The sequence below is a fragment of the Pseudidiomarina mangrovi genome, from assembly GCF_003999375.1.
GTDB classification, from domain to species: Bacteria; Pseudomonadota; Gammaproteobacteria; order Enterobacterales; family Alteromonadaceae; genus Pseudidiomarina; species Pseudidiomarina mangrovi.
The window spans coordinates 79,968-96,873 of record NZ_RJLC01000016.1; the positions used below are offsets into that span (position 1 = coordinate 79,968).

General features: G+C 54.4%; 14 protein-coding genes and 1 other RNA gene. 14 read left to right on the plus strand and 1 reads right to left on the minus strand.

Going from position 1 to position 16,906, the window contains the following annotated elements; translation table 11 throughout:
- Positions 1-17: 17 nt before the first annotated feature.
- Positions 18-1,856 carry a penicillin-binding protein activator gene (locus EFO84_RS08470; protein ID WP_127347629.1) on the minus strand — a complete coding sequence of 613 codons (1,839 nt, stop codon included), beginning with the start codon at positions 1,854-1,856 and terminating at the stop codon, positions 18-20.
- 97 nt (positions 1,857-1,953) lie between these two features.
- Here EFO84_RS08470 and rsmI point away from each other — a divergent pair, with 97 nt between their 5' ends.
- The 14 genes from rsmI to EFO84_RS08540 all read left to right on the plus strand — a co-directional run bounded on the left by rsmI (position 1,954) and on the right by EFO84_RS08540 (position 16,905).
- Positions 1,954-2,805: a 16S rRNA (cytidine(1402)-2'-O)-methyltransferase gene (gene rsmI / locus EFO84_RS08475; RefSeq protein ID WP_127347630.1), complete on the plus strand. Its 852-nt coding sequence runs from the start codon at positions 1,954-1,956 to the stop codon at positions 2,803-2,805.
- A gap of 11 nt (positions 2,806-2,816) precedes the next feature.
- An RNA gene (gene rnpB / locus EFO84_RS08480) (RNase P RNA component class A) lies at positions 2,817-3,175 on the plus strand.
- Between the two features lie 171 nt (positions 3,176-3,346).
- Complete coding sequence (mraZ, locus tag EFO84_RS08485; RefSeq protein ID WP_127347631.1) at positions 3,347-3,805, plus strand: division/cell wall cluster transcriptional repressor MraZ; 459 nt, start codon at positions 3,347-3,349, stop codon at positions 3,803-3,805.
- Complete coding sequence (gene rsmH, locus EFO84_RS08490; protein WP_205701969.1) at positions 3,802-4,752, plus strand: 16S rRNA (cytosine(1402)-N(4))-methyltransferase RsmH; 951 nt, start codon at positions 3,802-3,804, stop codon at positions 4,750-4,752. The genes mraZ and rsmH overlap by 4 nt, the downstream gene beginning before the upstream one ends.
- A complete protein-coding gene (ftsL, locus tag EFO84_RS08495) occupies positions 4,742-5,059 on the plus strand; it encodes a cell division protein FtsL (RefSeq protein WP_127347633.1) in 318 nt (105 codons plus the stop codon). Before rsmH ends, ftsL begins: the two co-directional genes overlap by 11 nt.
- Positions 5,050-6,792 carry a peptidoglycan D,D-transpeptidase FtsI family protein gene (locus EFO84_RS08500; protein WP_127347634.1) on the plus strand — a complete coding sequence of 581 codons (1,743 nt, stop codon included), beginning with the start codon at positions 5,050-5,052 and terminating at the stop codon, positions 6,790-6,792. The genes ftsL and EFO84_RS08500 overlap by 10 nt, the downstream gene beginning before the upstream one ends.
- Positions 6,785-8,278, plus strand: coding sequence for a UDP-N-acetylmuramoyl-L-alanyl-D-glutamate--2,6-diaminopimelate ligase (murE, locus tag EFO84_RS08505; RefSeq protein ID WP_240642676.1), 1,494 nt, complete (start codon positions 6,785-6,787; stop codon positions 8,276-8,278). Before EFO84_RS08500 ends, murE begins: the two co-directional genes overlap by 8 nt.
- The gene (locus EFO84_RS08510) at positions 8,275-9,720 is read left to right on the plus strand and encodes a UDP-N-acetylmuramoyl-tripeptide--D-alanyl-D-alanine ligase (RefSeq protein WP_127347635.1); all 1,446 of its coding nucleotides are present in this window, start codon (positions 8,275-8,277) and stop codon (positions 9,718-9,720) included. The genes murE and EFO84_RS08510 overlap by 4 nt, the downstream gene beginning before the upstream one ends.
- On the plus strand, positions 9,714-10,796 hold the full coding sequence (gene mraY / locus EFO84_RS08515; protein WP_127347636.1) for a phospho-N-acetylmuramoyl-pentapeptide-transferase: 1,083 nt from the start codon (positions 9,714-9,716) through the stop codon (positions 10,794-10,796). The genes EFO84_RS08510 and mraY overlap by 7 nt, the downstream gene beginning before the upstream one ends.
- Positions 10,797-10,814: 18 nt before the next feature.
- Entirely contained in the window at positions 10,815-12,173 is a 1,359-nt protein-coding gene (murD, locus tag EFO84_RS08520) for a UDP-N-acetylmuramoyl-L-alanine--D-glutamate ligase (protein ID WP_127347637.1), read from the plus strand.
- Entirely contained in the window at positions 12,163-13,392 is a 1,230-nt protein-coding gene (gene ftsW / locus EFO84_RS08525; RefSeq protein ID WP_127347638.1) for a cell division protein FtsW, read from the plus strand. The genes murD and ftsW overlap by 11 nt, the downstream gene beginning before the upstream one ends.
- A complete protein-coding gene (gene murG / locus EFO84_RS08530) occupies positions 13,389-14,501 on the plus strand; it encodes an undecaprenyldiphospho-muramoylpentapeptide beta-N-acetylglucosaminyltransferase (protein ID WP_127347639.1) in 1,113 nt (370 codons plus the stop codon). Before ftsW ends, murG begins: the two co-directional genes overlap by 4 nt.
- On the plus strand, positions 14,501-15,991 hold the full coding sequence (murC, locus tag EFO84_RS08535; protein WP_127347787.1) for a UDP-N-acetylmuramate--L-alanine ligase: 1,491 nt from the start codon (positions 14,501-14,503) through the stop codon (positions 15,989-15,991). Before murG ends, murC begins: the two co-directional genes overlap by 1 nt.
- Positions 15,991-16,905 carry a D-alanine--D-alanine ligase gene (locus EFO84_RS08540; RefSeq protein WP_127347640.1) on the plus strand — a complete coding sequence of 305 codons (915 nt, stop codon included), beginning with the start codon at positions 15,991-15,993 and terminating at the stop codon, positions 16,903-16,905. The genes murC and EFO84_RS08540 overlap by 1 nt, the downstream gene beginning before the upstream one ends.
- Position 16,906 lies beyond the last annotated feature (1 nt).

Genomic DNA, 16,906 nt, shown 5'->3' on the forward strand with positions numbered 1-16,906 from the left:
TCTGTTTCAGTGAATGCCTAGCGTACCGGGACTACCGTATGGCCAGCGAATCGTGCCCACTTTAATTGCCGTTGCACTTTACCACTGGCTTGGCTGGATAACTGCCCGGTTAAGCCGCTGAGCTTGAACCCCGGTACTGCGGCTAACCAAGGACTGCGCGCACTCAGCAACATAGCATCATGACCAAAAGCGGCTAAGCGCGCCAAATTATAGCCCCAGTTACGACGCAGCTCTAACAGCTGCTGTAATTCGGTATAGCGCGGGTGATCAGGCAATAGCCACGGCGCTTCACTGAAATGCACTTGGTCTAAATCGTTCTCGCTGATGGCATCACGAGCCGAATGGCTAGCCGAGTTGGCGTACACCGGAATGGGTTGCATAAAGGGCGAAATATTAACGTCAATAAATGGCTTTAGTAAGCGCGTATGTTCAATACTGCCGGCCAGATAGATAACATCAATATCGGCGCGGCTGCGTGCTTGCGCATCGACAATAACTCGACCAGCGGCAATTTTGACTTGGTTGATTCGGGCTTCACTGGCACTGACGCCAAGTTGCTCCTGCACAATCTCTTTCATGTCATCGGCGTTGCGATACACGTCACTTGCGACCGGTCGATTGGGTTGAAAACGTTGCCATTGTTCGGTGAACAACTCAATATGGCTATGCCCACGATTGCTATCGGGGGCCAAAATCAGTGGCCGTTGATAGCCTTTGCTGGCCAAAAACTCAGCGGCTTGCTGCACTTCGGTCTCTGGGTCTAGGGCAAAAAACAAAAAGCCCGGTGGTGTGCTACTCAACAGTTGCTGTGGTTCGTTCAAACTGAGCCAGGTTAACTCCTCCGGTAGCAGGCTGGCATCCACTCGTGCAACCTCGTCACGCAGCAGCGGGCCGACTAAAACCTCCGCTTGATAACGTTGCAATACTTCTGGCAGGGTAGCGAAATCAAACTGATTACTATCTATGACTTGCAGCGTCAGACTGGTATCTGCGGCTAGGCGCATCACCATGCCGTCTAGTACCGCTTGGCCTTGTTCACGAAACTGCCCCGTCAGCGGCAACAACACCAACGCGAGCCGTTGTTCTGCATGCACTTCCACTTGGGTTAACTGGGCGACCACAGCGCTACCGGGATGGCGCGGATGCGCCTGTTGCCATTGCTGTAACAACGCGGGCATTAATGCGGGCGTTTCAAGACCCTGGTGAATACTCAGTAGTAGTTCACGCCAAGCAGCCACCTGTGGTTGATTAGACGGCGCGAGCTGTTGCGGCTGTGGCACCATGCGTAAGGTCTGCCATAGTTCCTCGCTACTCAACTCACGGCGCTCAGCTAGCTGCAAGATAGTTTGCCCGGCAACTTGCCATTGTTGCTGTGCCGTAGCGCTGCGCAGCGCTAAGCGCAGGGTGGCCTCGCTGTTATAGGGGGTAAGTTGTGGTTGTAGCAGCGGTTTTAGGAGTTCATCGACGCGTTGCCAGTAATCTTGTTGCGCGGCAAATTGGGCATTTAACAGGGCCAGCTGGTGCTGCTGTTCTTGGCTCACCAGTGTCAGTTGTTGCAGTTGGCTGAGAACGCTGGCGCTTTGTTGCCATTGTTGCTGGTACTGTAGCGCCGTGGCCGCTTGCAATAACAGTGCGGTGCGCTCATGACTATCGCTGCTGTAAGCGCGTTGCAGCAAGGCCTCAACATCCACTCGCGCTTGCTGATCGGTGAGCGCCAATTCATCGCTGGCCCGTGGTAATGGCTGACCGTTGTCCGCATTGGTGCGATCGGGATCACGCGGGCCGGCACTTTGGCAGCCCACTAAGCCACCGGTTAAGCCAATAATCAGCATGCATAGCAGCAACTTCTTTGGCACAATACCACCTATTCTGGGTCGGGTCGTTATGACCTCTACTATAAACTGTGCGCCACCCTGACACAACGCGCATGGGGCATTCTTACAAGGGGTTTACATGGCTGATGCCAGTTGCGGAACGCTCTATATTGTACCAACACCGATTGGTAATTTAGCCGATATTAGTGAGCGCGCCATTGCGGTGCTGCGCGAAGTACAAGCCATTGCCGCCGAAGATACCCGCCATAGCGGACAATTGTTGCAGCATTTAGGCGTGCGCAACGAATTGTTTGCCCTGCACGAGCATAACGAGCGGCAACGGGTTGAAGCGGTGATGGCGCGCCTGCGCAGCGGCGACAGCATTGCCTTAATCAGTGATGCTGGCACGCCGTTGATTAGCGATCCCGGTTACGTACTGGTGCAACAGTGCCGTGCCGCTGGGCTGAAAGTGGTGGCGTTACCCGGCCCGTGCGCCATTACCACGGCGCTATCTGGTGCGGGCTTACCGACTGACCGTTTTAGCTTTGAGGGTTTTTTGCCGGCCAAAGGACAGCAACGCCGCAAAGTATTGCAGGCTTTGATCAGCGAACCACGGACCATGGTGTTCTACGAATCTCCTCACCGTATTGTCGATAGCTTGGCTGACTTACTGACGGTATTTGGCGCAGAGCGTCAGCTGGTGTTAGCGCGCGAACTGACCAAACAATTTGAGACCTACCTGAGTGGCTCTATTGCCGAGGTGCAACAGCTGGTGCTGGCCGATAGCAACCAGCAGCGTGGTGAGATGGTATTGATGCTGGCGGGGGCGGTGCCAAGCAGTGACGATGACGATCCAACTGCTGCTATGGCTACCCTAAATTTACTGCGCAAAGAGCTGCCATTAAAGAAGGCGGCGGCGTTAGCGGCTGAAATCCACGGACTGCGTAAAAATACCTTATATCAACTGGCTCTAGACGCCGATAACGCGTAGAATGCGCGGCGGAAGTCAACCGAGGCAATCGCTGCTTTGCGCAAGCAAAGGGGAGGAAAGTCCGGGCTCCATAGGGCAGGGTGCCAGGTAACACCTGGGCGGCGTGAGCCGACGACTAGTGCAACAGAGAGCAAACCGCCGATGGCCTGCGCAAGCAGGATCAGGTAAGGGTGAAAGGGTGCGGTAAGAGCGCACCGCGCGACTGGCAACAGTTCGTGGCACGGTAAACTCCACCCGGAGCAAGGTCAAATAGGGGTTCATTGGCGCGGCCCGCGTTGAACCCGGGTAGACTGCTTGAACGTGCAGGTGACTGCACGGCTAGATGAATGATTGTCCACGACAGAACCCGGCTTAGCGGTTGACTTCCCTCTTTTCTGTTGTTTTTCCTTTGTTATCAATTACCCACAAACATATTGCCCAGCGCGCTCGGAGCCAAACTCCAAGCGCCGTCGGTTATTCGCTGAATTCCACTTGACAGTAGGACAAAACGCCACCTAGACTGTCACATTGTGGGGATAAGTGGATAATTGTGGATCAATCTATGTTTCGTGGCGCAGCTGCACTCAGTCTTGATGACAAAGGTCGTCTGGCGATACCGTCAAAGTATCGGCAGAGCCTGTTGCTTGACTGTGAGGGCCACATGGTGTGCACCATTGACATCAAACAGCCGTGTTTGTTGCTGTATCCGTTACCGGAATGGCAAATCATTGAGCAAAAACTCACCACACTATCCAGTATGAACCCCGCTGAGCGTCGTCTCCAGCGGTTATTGCTGGGTCATGCCGAAGACTGCCAAATGGACAAGAACGGCCGTATTTTGATTGCACCAACCCTGCGTCAACATGCGGATTTGAGCAAAAAGATCATGATTATTGGTCAGCTCAATAAGTTTGAAGTGTGGTCAGAAGAAGCATGGCAAGCGCAAATTGCGGTCGATATGGCTGCTGAGCAACAAGACGATTTGGCCCTAAGTGATCGACTACAAGACTTCTCATTATAATGGCGACTGCACCGCAACATGTCTCGGTGCTGCTGCAAGAGTCAGTTGACGCTCTTGCTATCAGTGCCGACGGAATCTACCTTGACGCTACCTTCGGTCGGGGCGGGCACACGCGCGCTATTCTTGCTCAACTCTCTGATAAAGGCCGTGTGATAGCGCTTGATCGCGACCCCACCGCGATTGCTGCAGCACAACCCTTACTCGCTGATCCGCGTTTTCAGATTATCCACACGCCGTTCTCACAACTTGGTGAGGTATTGGCTGAGCAGCAATTGCTTGGGCAACTAGACGGTATTTTGTTTGACCTTGGTGTGTCTTCCCCACAATTAGACGACGCCGAGCGTGGCTTTAGCTTTATGCGCGAAGGGCCACTGGATATGCGCATGGATACCAGTCGCGGCCCCACCGCGGCAGATTTCCTCAACAGTGCTAGTGCCGATGAAATTGCTTTTGTACTGCGCGAATACGGCGAAGAGCGCTTTGCCTGGCGCATTGCCCAAGCGGTAGTAGCGCAACGGGCTGAGCAACCGCTGCAAACCACCCGTGAACTGGCCGAGCTAATTAGTAAAGCGGTGCCGTTCAAAGACAAGCACAAGCACCCAGCCACCCGCAGTTTCCAGGGTATTCGCATTCACATCAATGGTGAGCTGGACGAAATTGAACAGGCCCTAGAAGCCGCGGTCACCGGGTTAAAGCCGGGTGGGCGCTTGGCGGTGATTAGTTTCCATAGCCTAGAAGACCGTTTGGTGAAGCGCTTTATGCGCGGCAAGAGCCAAGCCAAAGCGCTACCGAAAGGTATGCCGCTGCGCAATGACCAGATTGAGCGCAGCGAAACCCTCAAGCTGATTGGCAAGGCAATTATGCCGTCCGCTGCCGAAATTCAGGCCAATCCGCGTTGCCGCAGCTCGGTGTTGCGCATTGCTGCGAGGTTAGCTTATGAAACCTAGCCGCGTACCCGGATTGCTCAGTGTCATGTTCACTGATTTACGCCAGCACTGGATGCTGGTTTTGTTGTGTATGGCGATCGTGATTTCTGCGCTTGGGGTGATTTACATTTCGCACAGTCACCGCTTGCTGACTATGGAGCGCGATCAACTGTTATCACAGCGTGACGACCTCGACATTGAATACCGTCATTTGCAAATTGAGCAGAACACCCTGACTGAACACAACCGGGTAGAACGCATTGCTGAGCAACAACTCGATATGGTGCGTCCGGAAGGCAAGCAGGAGGTGCTAGTACCATGGCAATAACTCGCGCCAAACGCAATGGCAAGAAGCTGCAGCCGCACTTAGGTAGCGGGCGCTTCTATTTTGCCTTGGGCGTTTTGGCCTTGGTATTTAGCTCATTGGTGGCACGCGCCGCTTATATTCAGGTGATTGAGCCAGAACGGCTGATTGTTGAGGGCGACCGTCGTTCATTACGGGCCGATTCAACTATGGTGCAGCGCGGTTCAATTATGGATCGCAACGGCCGTGAGTTAGCCATCAGCGTGCCGGTGGAAACCGTATGGGCCGACCCCCAGCGGGTGCACGAAGGCAACGGCTTGCTCAATCGCGAGCGTTGGTTGGCGCTAGCCGAAGTGTTCCGCGTTGACGTGAATAGCTTACTGAGCAAAGTGGACGACCCGCAGCGGCGCTTTGTTTATTTGGAGCGCAAGGTGACACCAGCGGTGGCGGAGTTTGTGCGCCAGCTGAATATCCCCGGAGTAAATTTGAAAACTGAATCACGGCGTTTTTATCCGGCCGGTGAAATCAGTGCCCACGTGGTTGGCTTTACCGATATTGATGGGCGTGGCATTGAAGGCCTTGAGGCCATCTACGATGCCATGCTCACTGGCACACCAGGCGAGAGGGTGTATCGCAAGGATGCTAAAGGACGGGTTGTTGAAGAAATTAGCGTGACGGAAGCGCAACAACCAAAACAACTGACGCTGAGTATCGACCAGCGCCTGCAATCACTAGCTTATGCTGAACTGAAGAAAGCCGTGCGCTATCACCAAGCAACTTCGGGCTCAGCGGTGATTCTGGACATAAAAACTGGCGAAATTTTAGCGATGGTCAACAGCCCGTCCTATAACCCGAACAACCGCACCGACTTGCAAGCCCATCGGCTGCGCAACCGTGCCATTACCGACGCCTACGAGCCAGGCTCGACTATGAAGCCGTTAGCGGTGGTAGCCGGGTTAGAAGCTGGGGTGATTAAGCCTGGCGACATGATTGATACCAGCCCGGGCTGGATGCGCCTTGGTGGTCGTCGGGTCAGCGACCCGCAAAACCGTGGGCTGCTGAGTATCAGTGAAGTGTTAGAAACCTCCAGCAACATGGGTTCGGCCAAAATAGCTTTGGCTGCGGGCGTGGATAACGTGATGAAAACCTATGCAGCGCTGGGCTTAGGTAATGACACCGGCAGCGCCTTGTTAGGTGAAAGCTTCGGCGTTTTACAGGACCGCCGGCGCTGGTCTGATTTTGAAATTGCCACCTTGTCGTTCGGCTATGGCTTGTCGGTGACCACGCTGCAGTTGGCCCAAGCCTACGCCATTATTGGTAACAACGGTGTACGGGTGCCACTGACCATTCAGCGCCGAGAAGGCGAACCGGCAGGGCAACAGGTGATCAGTGCCGAAACTGCGCAAGCGGTATTGGGTATGCTGGAAAACACCGTGTTAGAAGGCGGGGCTAAGCGTGCTCGAGTACGCGGCTACCGTGTAGCTGGTAAAACCGGCACCTCGCGCAAAGCTATTGCCGGTGGGTACGGTGATGAATATGTAACCTTGTTTGCCGGCGTGGCACCGGTCAGCGACCCTCGGTTATCCATTGTGATCACCATTAACGAGCCTAGCGGCGATGATTATTACGGTGGTGACGTATCGGCACCGGTGTTTGCCGAAGTGATGGGCGACGCGCTGCGATTATTGAACGTGACTCCCGATAACCTAGAAGACACCCAGCTGCGTGTAGCTGGTTTTGGAGGCCCAAGTGATTAGTCTACGCCAGCTACTCCCTGACTATCCGCTCGAGCTACCGGCCCAACAAGTAGCGGGCTTAAAGCTCGATAGCCGGCAAGTCGCGCCAGGTGATGCCTTTGTGGCAGTGCCGGGCTATCAGACCGATGGCCGCGATTATATCGATGCCGCTATTGCTGCTGGCGCTCAGGTGGTGCTGGCCGAATCAGAAAGCGTTGGGGTATCGATGCGCGGTACCGCAACGTTAGTTGAACTGCCACAACTAAAAAATCAACTATCGTTTATTGCTGCTCGATTTTTTGGTGAGCCAGCGCGCCGCCTAGCAGTGATTGGGGTAACGGGCACCAACGGCAAAACCTCAGTGACCTATTTAATTGCCCAATTGCTAACCCAGTTGGGTTGCAAAGCCGGAGTAATTGGCACCACCGGCAGTGGTTTCCCTGGTCGGCTGTTAGCCGAGAGCCATACCACTCCCGATGCCATTGCGGTGCAACAGCGCTTGGCCCAGCTGGTGGCCGAAGGCGCGCAGGCGGTGGCCATGGAAGTGTCGTCGCACGCCTTGGTGCAGCGCCGGGTTGAAGCCATTGCCTTCAAAGTGGGCATTGCCACCAACATTAGTCGAGACCATTTGGATTATCACGGCACCATGAGCAATTACGCTGGTGCCAAACGCCGGCTGTTTACCGAGCTAGACACCGAAATCAGTATTTTGAACGTTGATGATGGCGCGTTAACCGCATGGCTGCCAGATCGCAGCGATAGCTGGCGCATTAGCTGTCAGCCGCAGCAACATAGCCAAGCAGTGTGGGCCAGCGCCATTGAATTTGCTGACCACGGTACCGCCATGCAAGTGCATGTTGGCAGCCACGCCTATGCCGTGCAGTCGCCGTTACTGGGTGGCTTCAACGTGTATAACCTGCTAGCCGCAGTGACTGCCGTGCATGCCTTGGGCTACCCGGTGGCGGATATCGTTGCCGCGGTACCACAATTACATGCCGTGCCTGGGCGCATGGAAACGTTCCATGCAGGTGCGCAACAACCGTTAGTGATTGTTGATTATGCCCACACTCCAGATGCCCTGCAGCAGGTGTTGATTGCCTTGCGCCGCCATTGTCGCGGCACCTTGTGGTGCGTGTTTGGTTGTGGCGGTGATCGTGACCGCGGCAAGCGCCCGCAAATGGGTGCCGTTGCGGCTAAATATGCCGACCGCGTGGTGGTCACCGATGATAACCCACGCGGTGAACCGGCCGAGCAAATCGTTGCCGACATTATGGCTGGCATGTTGCAACGCGAGCAGGTGATTGTGCAGCATGGCCGCGAGCAGGCGGTGATGGCGACTATTTCGCATGCCAAAGCCGGCGATATTGTGCTACTGGCCGGCAAGGGCCACGAAGATTATCAAATTATTGGTCAGCAGCGGCTGCCGTATAACGAACGCGCTGTGGTTGCCGCTTGGGTTGCAGCGGTGGCCGATGGCCAGTCATCGATTACGGAGGCACAGTCATGATCAAAACCGATCTGAACTGGGTGTGTCGCGCGGTAGATGGCCAACTGTTTGGTGATGCCATCAGCATTGATAGTGTCTGTACCGACACTCGCCAGCTCACTCCTGGCTGCCTGTTTGTGGCGCTGAAGGGGGCTAACTTTGATGCCCATACGCTATTAGATCAAGCCGTTACAGCCGGTGCTGCGGCGCTATTGGTGGAGCAACGGCAAACCAGCGCCAGTTTGGCGCAGGTGCCGCAAATTGTCGTTGAGGACAGCCGCCATGCACTAGGACAGCTCGGTGCTGCGGTTAAAGCGGCGGTACAACCGCTCACTATTGCCATTACCGGTAGCAGCGGTAAAACCACGGTGAAAGAAATGATGGCCGCGATGTTGGCCACCCAAGGTAACGTATTGGCGACCGCCGGTAATTTTAACAACGATATTGGCTGCCCACTGACCTTGCTGCGGCTCACCCCAGAACACCGTTATGCGGTGATTGAATTAGGTGCCAATCATATTGGCGAAATAGCCTATACCACGGGGTTAACCCGCCCTGATGTGGCCATTATCAATAACGTTGCTCCTGCGCACGTGGAAGGTTTTGGCAGTGTGCATGGGGTGTTTCGCGCTAAAACTGAAATTTTCCGCGGCCTCAGCGCTGATGGTTGGTGTTTCACCCCCGCAGCTTCGGAGTTTGCGCCGGCCTGGCAGCAGCAACTGGCTGGCCGCAAGCACATGATGTTTGGCCGCGACAGCAGCGACCCAGAACACCTGCGCGCTAGCGCCGTTGAGTTTGATGCGCAAGGCTGCGCGCGGTTTGTTGCCCACATTCCCGCAGCATTGGCTGATGGCCAGCCGCAAACCTTGCCGGTACAACTGAATTTGCCGGGTTTACACAACGTTGACAATGCCTTAGTGGCACTGGGCGCGGTGCTTGCGTTAGGCTGTGATGGCATTGCTGCAGCGCAGGCTTTAGCGCAGTTAAAACCGGTGCCTGGACGGATGAATGTGATCACTTTGAACGCTAATTTGCGAGTCATTGATGATAGCTACAACGCCAATGTCGGCTCGGTGAAAGCCGCTATTGATGTGCTTGCGCAAGCAGCTGGTTTACGCATTTTGGTGTTGGGCGATATGGGCGAGCTCGGTAGCGACGCGCGCCAGTATCATCAGCAGGTCGGCGAGCACGCCAAGCACTGCGGTATTGACTACCTGTATAGCTTTGGGGTGCTGAGTCAAAGTGCCAGTGATGTGCTTGGCGCACCGGCCGGACAGCATTTTTCGCAATTTGAACCCCTGCTTGAGCAGCTCATCACTACGGTGCAGCAAGCCACTGGGGCCGTGACCGTGGTTGTGAAAGGTTCGCGCAGCGCTCGTATGGAGCGGGTGGTAGTAGCTTTACAACAGCGGCAGGCCGATCTCATTCACCTTGATCGCTCACAAGGAACGCACCCATGTTAGTCTGGCTTGCTGAGTATTTGACGCAATACGCGACGTTCTTCAACGTCTTCTCCTATTTGACCATGCGCGCCATTTTGGGCGTGCTCACCGCATTGATGATTTCGTTGTTGATGGGCCCAGCGCTGATCCGCTATTTACAACACTTACAAGTTGGCCAAGCGGTACGTGACGATGGTCCACAATCGCATTTAAGTAAAGCCGGAACACCAACTATGGGCGGCTTGTTAATCATTGCTTCTATTAGTATTTCTACCTTGTTGTGGGCTGATTTGAGCAACCGTTATGTGCTGGTAGCGCTGGCGGTATTGCTGGGTTTTGGCATAGTCGGCTTTGTCGATGATTATCGCAAAGTGGTGCAAAAGAATTCGCGCGGCTTGCCGGGTAAGTGGAAGTATTTCTGGTCATCACTGGTAGCTGGTAGTGCCGCCGTGACCTTGTACGGTTTCGCCACGGTGGGCGCCGAAACACAGCTGCTGGTGCCGTTTTTCAAAGACGTGATGCCGCAGCTCGGCATGTTCTATGTGGTGCTGGCCTATTTTGTCATCGTCGGTACCAGTAACGCGGTCAATCTCACCGATGGCTTAGATGGCCTAGCTATCGTACCGACCATTATGGTGGCCGGCGCGCTGGGTATCTTTGCCTATGCTTCGGGTAACGTGAACTTCTCGGCCTATCTCAATATTCCGTATTTACCGCTATCGGGTGAACTGTTGGTGTTCTGTACCGCTATTTGCGGCGCCGGCTTGGGCTTTTTGTGGTTCAACACCTACCCAGCCCAAGTCTTTATGGGCGATGTTGGTGCCTTAGCCTTGGGCGCGGCGCTCGGCGTGGTGGCGGTGATGGTGCGGCAAGAGCTGGTGTTGTTCATCATGGGCGGGGTGTTTGTGATGGAAACGCTGTCGGTGATGTTACAGGTCGGTAGCTACAAACTACGCGGTAAGCGCATTTTCCGCATGGCACCCATTCATCATCACTATGAATTAAAAGGCTGGCCTGAACCCCGCGTGATTGTGCGGTTCTGGATTTTATCATTGGTGTTTGTGCTGATTGGTTTGGCGACACTGAAACTACGTTAACAGAGAGTGATTAAGCGCATGCGTGAGCTAGCAGATATCACACAATATGACAGCATTGCCGTAGTCGGGCTCGGCCAGACCGGTTTGTCGTGTGTGCGTTATTTGTTGGCGCAAGGGGTACGCCCCTGTGTGTTTGATAGTCGCGTTGAACCACCGGGTTTAGCTGAATTACACCAATTAGATGAGCAACTCGAGCAGCATTTTGGTGCTTTTGAGGCGGTAACGCTGCTGGGTATGGACCTGATTATTCTCAGCCCTGGTATTGATCCGCGAACCCCCGCCATTCAGCTAGCCAAGGATGCGGATATTCCAGTCATTGGTGATATCGACTTATTCGCTTACCAGGTGCAGCAACCGATCATTGGTATTACCGGTTCGAACGGTAAATCAACAGTAACCCGCTTGACCGGTGAGCTGTTAGCCGAAGCCGGCCTTAAGGTTGCTGTGGGTGGTAATATTGGTGTGCCGGTGTTGGATCTATTGGCGCAGCCTCATGATATCTACGTGCTCGAACTGTCCAGCTTTCAACTCGACTTATGCCACCAAGTGACATTACAAGCGGCGACTATCCTAAATATCAGCGACGATCACCTTGACCGTTATGGCAGCCTGTACTCGTACACTGAATCCAAGCATCAAATTTATCGCCATGCGCGCATGGCGATCTGGAATCGTGACCAGCGTAGCACTGCACCGCATGCAATAGGTATCGAGCAGCAATTAACCTTCGGCAGCGATTACAGTGATGAAACCGCGCCGGCCTTATTTGGCATTGAGCGCCATCATCAGCAGGCCTTTATTAGTTATGCCGGTAAGCCATTGCTGGCCGCTAACGAGTTACAAATTACTGGTATTCACAACCTACTCAATGTGCAAGCGGCGCTGGCCTTAGTGCATGCGGTTGGCGTGGATATCGATCGCTGCTTACCAGCGGCACGGCGTTTTCAAGCCTTACCGCACCGTTGTCAGTTAGTGGGTGAATGGCATGGCGTGCGCTGGGTGAATGACTCTAAGGCGACCAATATTGGTGCTGCCGAGGCGGCTATTCAGGGCGTGCGCGAGTTGGTGCCGGGGCAACTCATTCTGATTGCCGGTGGCGACGGCAAGGGGCAGGATTTCAGTCAGTTCCGTAGCGCGTTGCTGCAGGTGAATACGCTGATTCTGTTTGGCAAAGATGCTGATCGTATCGCGCCATTCCACCATCATGTGGTACGTGTTGCTGATTTAGCCGAAGCCGTGCAGCAAGCGCAAAAACTAGCGACTGCGGGCAGCATGGTACTGTTATCACCGGCCTGTTCAAGTTTGGATATGTTCCGTAACTATGAGCATCGTGGAGCGCAATTTGTCGCCGCTGTGGAGGCCCTTTATGGCGCGTGAACAGCAACTTGAACTGGGCATTCAAGCGCCAGAGGCGGCACAATCACCATGGCTGCGTGTGCGCGACTATTGGTGGCCACAACAAACCTTAATGTACGACCGCGTGATGCTGTGGTTAAGCTTAGGCTTACTGGCGATCAGTTTGATTATGGTGACCTCGGCGAGCTTCCCAGTGGGTGAACGGCTCACCGCGAATCCGTTTTATTTTATGATCCGCCACGGCATGTATCTGCTGCTGGGGCTGGGGCTTTTGGCGATTACCGTGCAATTACCCATGCAATGGTGGTATCGCTTGAGCGGCCCAATGTTGCTGGCGGCGCTGGCTGGGTTGGTGGTGGTGTTGTTAATTGGCCACGAAGTCAATGGTGCCAAACGCTGGATCAAACTTGGCCCACTAACCTTACAAACCGCTGAAGTCGCCAAACTGTGTTTTGTGGTGTATATCGCCAGCTACCTGACCCGGCGCTTTGACCAAGTGCAAGAAAACTTGCGTGGTTTTATCAAGCCGCTGTTTGTGTTGATGGTGTTTGCTGGGCTGCTGCTGTTACAGCCTGACTTTGGCTCCATGGTGGTGATGATTTGTATTGTCACCGGCATGCTGTTTTTGGCCGGTGCGCGGCTGTGGCAGTTCTTCGCCATTATGATTGGATTGGCCTTTTTGCTGACCTTTTTGATTATCAAAGAGCCTTATCGTATGCGCCGTGTGGTGTCATTCCTCGACCCATGGCAAGACCCCTTTGGCAGCGGTTATCAGCTCACCCAAAGCTTAATGGCGTTTGGCCGTGGTGATTGGTTTGGCGAAGGCTTAGGCAACAGCATTCAGAAGCTGCAGTACCTGCCCGAAGCGCACACCGACTTTATTATGGCGGTGGTGGGTGAAGAACTTGGCTTTACTGGCATTTTATTGGTGCTGGTGATGGTGTTCGCATTGGTATTCCGTGCCATGCAATTAGGTCGCAAAGCTCTGCACCAAGGTCAGCAATTTAGTGGTTTCATTGCGTATGGCATTGCCATTTGGTTTGCCTTCCAAGCGATGGTTAACATTGGTGCCGCAGCCGGGTTGTTACCCACCAAAGGCTTAACCTTACCGCTGGTCAGTTACGGCGGCACTAGTCTACTGATTAGCTGTATCACTATTGGCCTCTTGTTGCGGGTTGATTACGAAGTGCGGGTGGCAACCATGCGAGTGGCACCGCTGGGTCGAGGAGGGCGCGCATGAATCGTATTTTGATCGCAGCCGCCGGCACCGGTGGCCATGTTTTCCCCGCCTTGGCGGTGGCTGAGCAATTGCGCAGTTACGGCTGGCAGGTGGAGTGGTTGGGCACCGATGAAGGGCGACTCGAGTCACGGGTAGTTCCGGCTGCTGGGTTCAGCTTACATAGCATCACCATGCAGGGCGTACGTGGCCATGGCCTGCTGCGCAAGTTACTGCTGCCGTTGACCTTGTTCAAGGCGTTTTGGCAATGCCGTAAATTGTTGCGCGCTGAACGTATTCAATTGGTATTGACCTTTGGCGGCTATGTCTGCGCTCCAGCCGGGCTCGCGGCTAAATGGTGTGGCATTCCGCTGTTGGTGCATGAACAAAATGCGGTGGTCGGGCTGACCAATAAATTACTGGCGCGGCTTGCGAGCCACGTGATGCTGGGCTTTGCTGCTGCTCAACAACAATTACCGCAGGCCGAAGTCACCGGTAATCCACTGCGTGCCGACTGGTTGCAGGCCTTACCGGCGCCGGTCAATGCAGTACCAAAATTATTAATAGTGGGTGGTAGTTTGGGTGCGCAAGCACTGAACCAAGCCGTACCGCAGGCGCTGGCGCAAGTTGCCGGTAACGCCGCGGTGAAAAAACTACCGTTACAGATTCTGCATCAGTGCGGTCGTGACCGAGTGGCGGAAGTGCGCGCTGCCTATCAACAAGCTGGCATTACTGCGGTTGAGGTGGTGGAGTTTATCGATGCTATGCACCAAGCCTACAGCGAGGCCGATGTGGTGATTTGTCGGGCTGGCGCATTAACTGTGGCGGAGCTGGCACTGGTCGGCACGCCGGCGATTTTTGTGCCACTACCACACGCTGTCGACGACCATCAAACAGCCAATGCACAAGCCTTAGTGACGGTCGGGGCCGCTTATGTACTACCGCAAGCGCAATTACTACAACTGCAGCCGTTGCTGCAACTGCTGCAACCGTTGTTAGCCGATGCCGATAAACGTGCGCATATGCGCAGCAATGCCGCGCAGGTTGCGCGAGCCGATGCCACCGCTGCGGTGGTCAACCAATGTGAACGCTGGGCTAATCCAGAACTGAGTAAAACAGGCGCCAATGTATGATGAATAAGACCACCCCATTCACCGTTGTAAGCATACCGGAGATGCGTCGGGTTCGACGTATTCACTTCGTCGGTATCGGTGGTGCGGGTATGGGCGGTATTGCCGAAGTATTATTGAACCAAGGTTATCAAATTGCCGGCTCAGATATTGCTGAAAACACCAATACCCAGCGCCTGCGCGAGTTTGGTGCCGAGATTTTTATCGGCCACCAAGCCAGTAATGTGAAAGGTGCCGATGTGATTGTCGTGTCATCGGCGATTAAAGCTGACAACCCAGAACTGGTGGCAGCGGCAGAGCAATTTATTCCATTGGTGCGGCGCGCTGAAATGTTGGCCGAATTGATGCGTTTCCGACACGGTGTCGCTATTGCCGGAACCCATGGCAAAACCACCACGACTTCATTAATCGCCAGTATCTTTGCTGAGGCCGATCTTGATCCAACCTTTGTGATTGGCGGCTTGCTCAATAGCGCCGGAACCAATGCAAGGCTCGGCACCAGCAAGTATTTAATCGCTGAAGCTGATGAATCGGATGCCTCATTCTTGCATCTGCAACCCATGGTATCGGTAGTGACCAATATTGAAGCCGACCATATGGACACCTATGGTGGCGATTTTAATAAATTATTAGATACCTACATCGATTTTCTACACAACTTACCGTTCTATGGTTTGGCGGTGATGTGCGTGGATGATCCGGTCATTCGCGGCTTATTACCGCGCGTTGGCCGTCAGCTGATTAGCTACGGTTTCAGTGACGATGCCGATGTACGTGCCAGTGACTATCAGCAAAACGGTGGGCAAAGCCACTTTTTAGTGCACCGTAATGATCGGCAGCCGCTGGCCGTCACGGTCAATCTGCCGGGCCGCCACAATGTACTTAACGCATTGGCAGCCATTGCTGTAGCCAGTGATGAAGGAATTAATGATGGCGCTATTGTGCGCGCCTTGGCGAAATTTGGTGGCATTGGCCGGCGCTTCTCAGTGCTCGGGCAGTTTGCCTTGAATGCGCAAGATAGCGCTGCCGAGCAACAGGTGATGTTGATCGACGATTATGGTCATCACCCATCCGAAGTTGCCGCCACCATTGCTGCTGCTCGCGCGGGTTGGCCTGAGCGCCGCTTAGTGATGGCCTTTCAGCCGCACCGCTATTCGCGTACCCGGGATTTGTACGATGATTTTGTACAGGTACTCAGCCAAGTCGATGTGCTGTTGTTACTCGATGTCTACAGTGCCGGTGAGGCCCCCATCAGCGGTGCCGATAGCCGCGCCTTGGCCCGCTCCTTGCGCCTCAGAGGGCAGATGGAGCCGATTTATGTCGGCAGTAACGATGACTTATTCGCGGTATTGGCCGATGTCTTACAGCCCGGCGATATGCTATTTGCCCAAGGAGCCGGCAATATCGGGGCGTTAGCGAAAGAGCTGGCGCAAACCCAATTACAAGCCGACAGCTTGCGCGCGCTCGGCACTCAGCGTCAAGGAGGTCACTAATGCAGCAGTTCGGTAAAGTCGCAGTATTACTGGGTGGCCATTCCGCTGAGCGCGAGGTCTCATTGCGCTCCGGCACGGCGGTATTACAGGCGTTACAGGCCCAAGGCGTAGATGCCCATGGTTTTGATCCGGCTGAGCGTGATTTACATCAGTTGCGCGACCATGGTTTTGACCGTGCTTTTATTGTCTTACATGGCCGTGGCGGCGAGGACGGTAGCATTCAGGGCGCCCTGGAATATCTCGGTATTCCGTACACCGGTAGTGGTGTTTTGGCCTGCGCTTTGGCCATGGATAAAGTCAAAACCAAACAAATTTGGCAGGCTTGCGGTTTGCCGATTGCTGATAGCCGAGTAATCCGTCGGGGTGATGTCATCGATAGTGCTGAGCTGTTAGCCGCGCTAGGTGGCAAGGTGATGGTGAAGCCGGCGCAAGAGGGTTCCAGCATTGGCATGGGTTCAGCCAGTAGTGCTGAACAGTTGAGCGCGGCCATTGCACTGGCGCACCAATACGATGACGAAGCATTGGTGGAAGCCTGGTTAGCTGGGCCAGAATATACCGTGGCGGTGTTTGGCGATCGTGCTCTACCGTCTATTCGACTGCAAACCAGCCATGAATTTTATGATTACGCCGCCAAGTATCAGGCTAATGACACCCAATACCATTGCCCAGCAGGACTCTCACCATTGGCTGAGCAAGCCCTGCAGAAGTTGGCATTCAGTGCCTTCAAGGCGCTTGGCGCCAAAGGCTGGGGGCGTATTGACGTGATGTGTGACAGCGCCGGTCACTATCGCTTGTTAGAGGCGAATTTAGTGCCGGGTATGACGGCGAAAAGTTTAGTGCCGATGGCTGCGCGCGCAACAGGTATGGATTTTGAGCAATTGGTGCTCGGAATTTTGGCATTGAGCGACGCGTAGT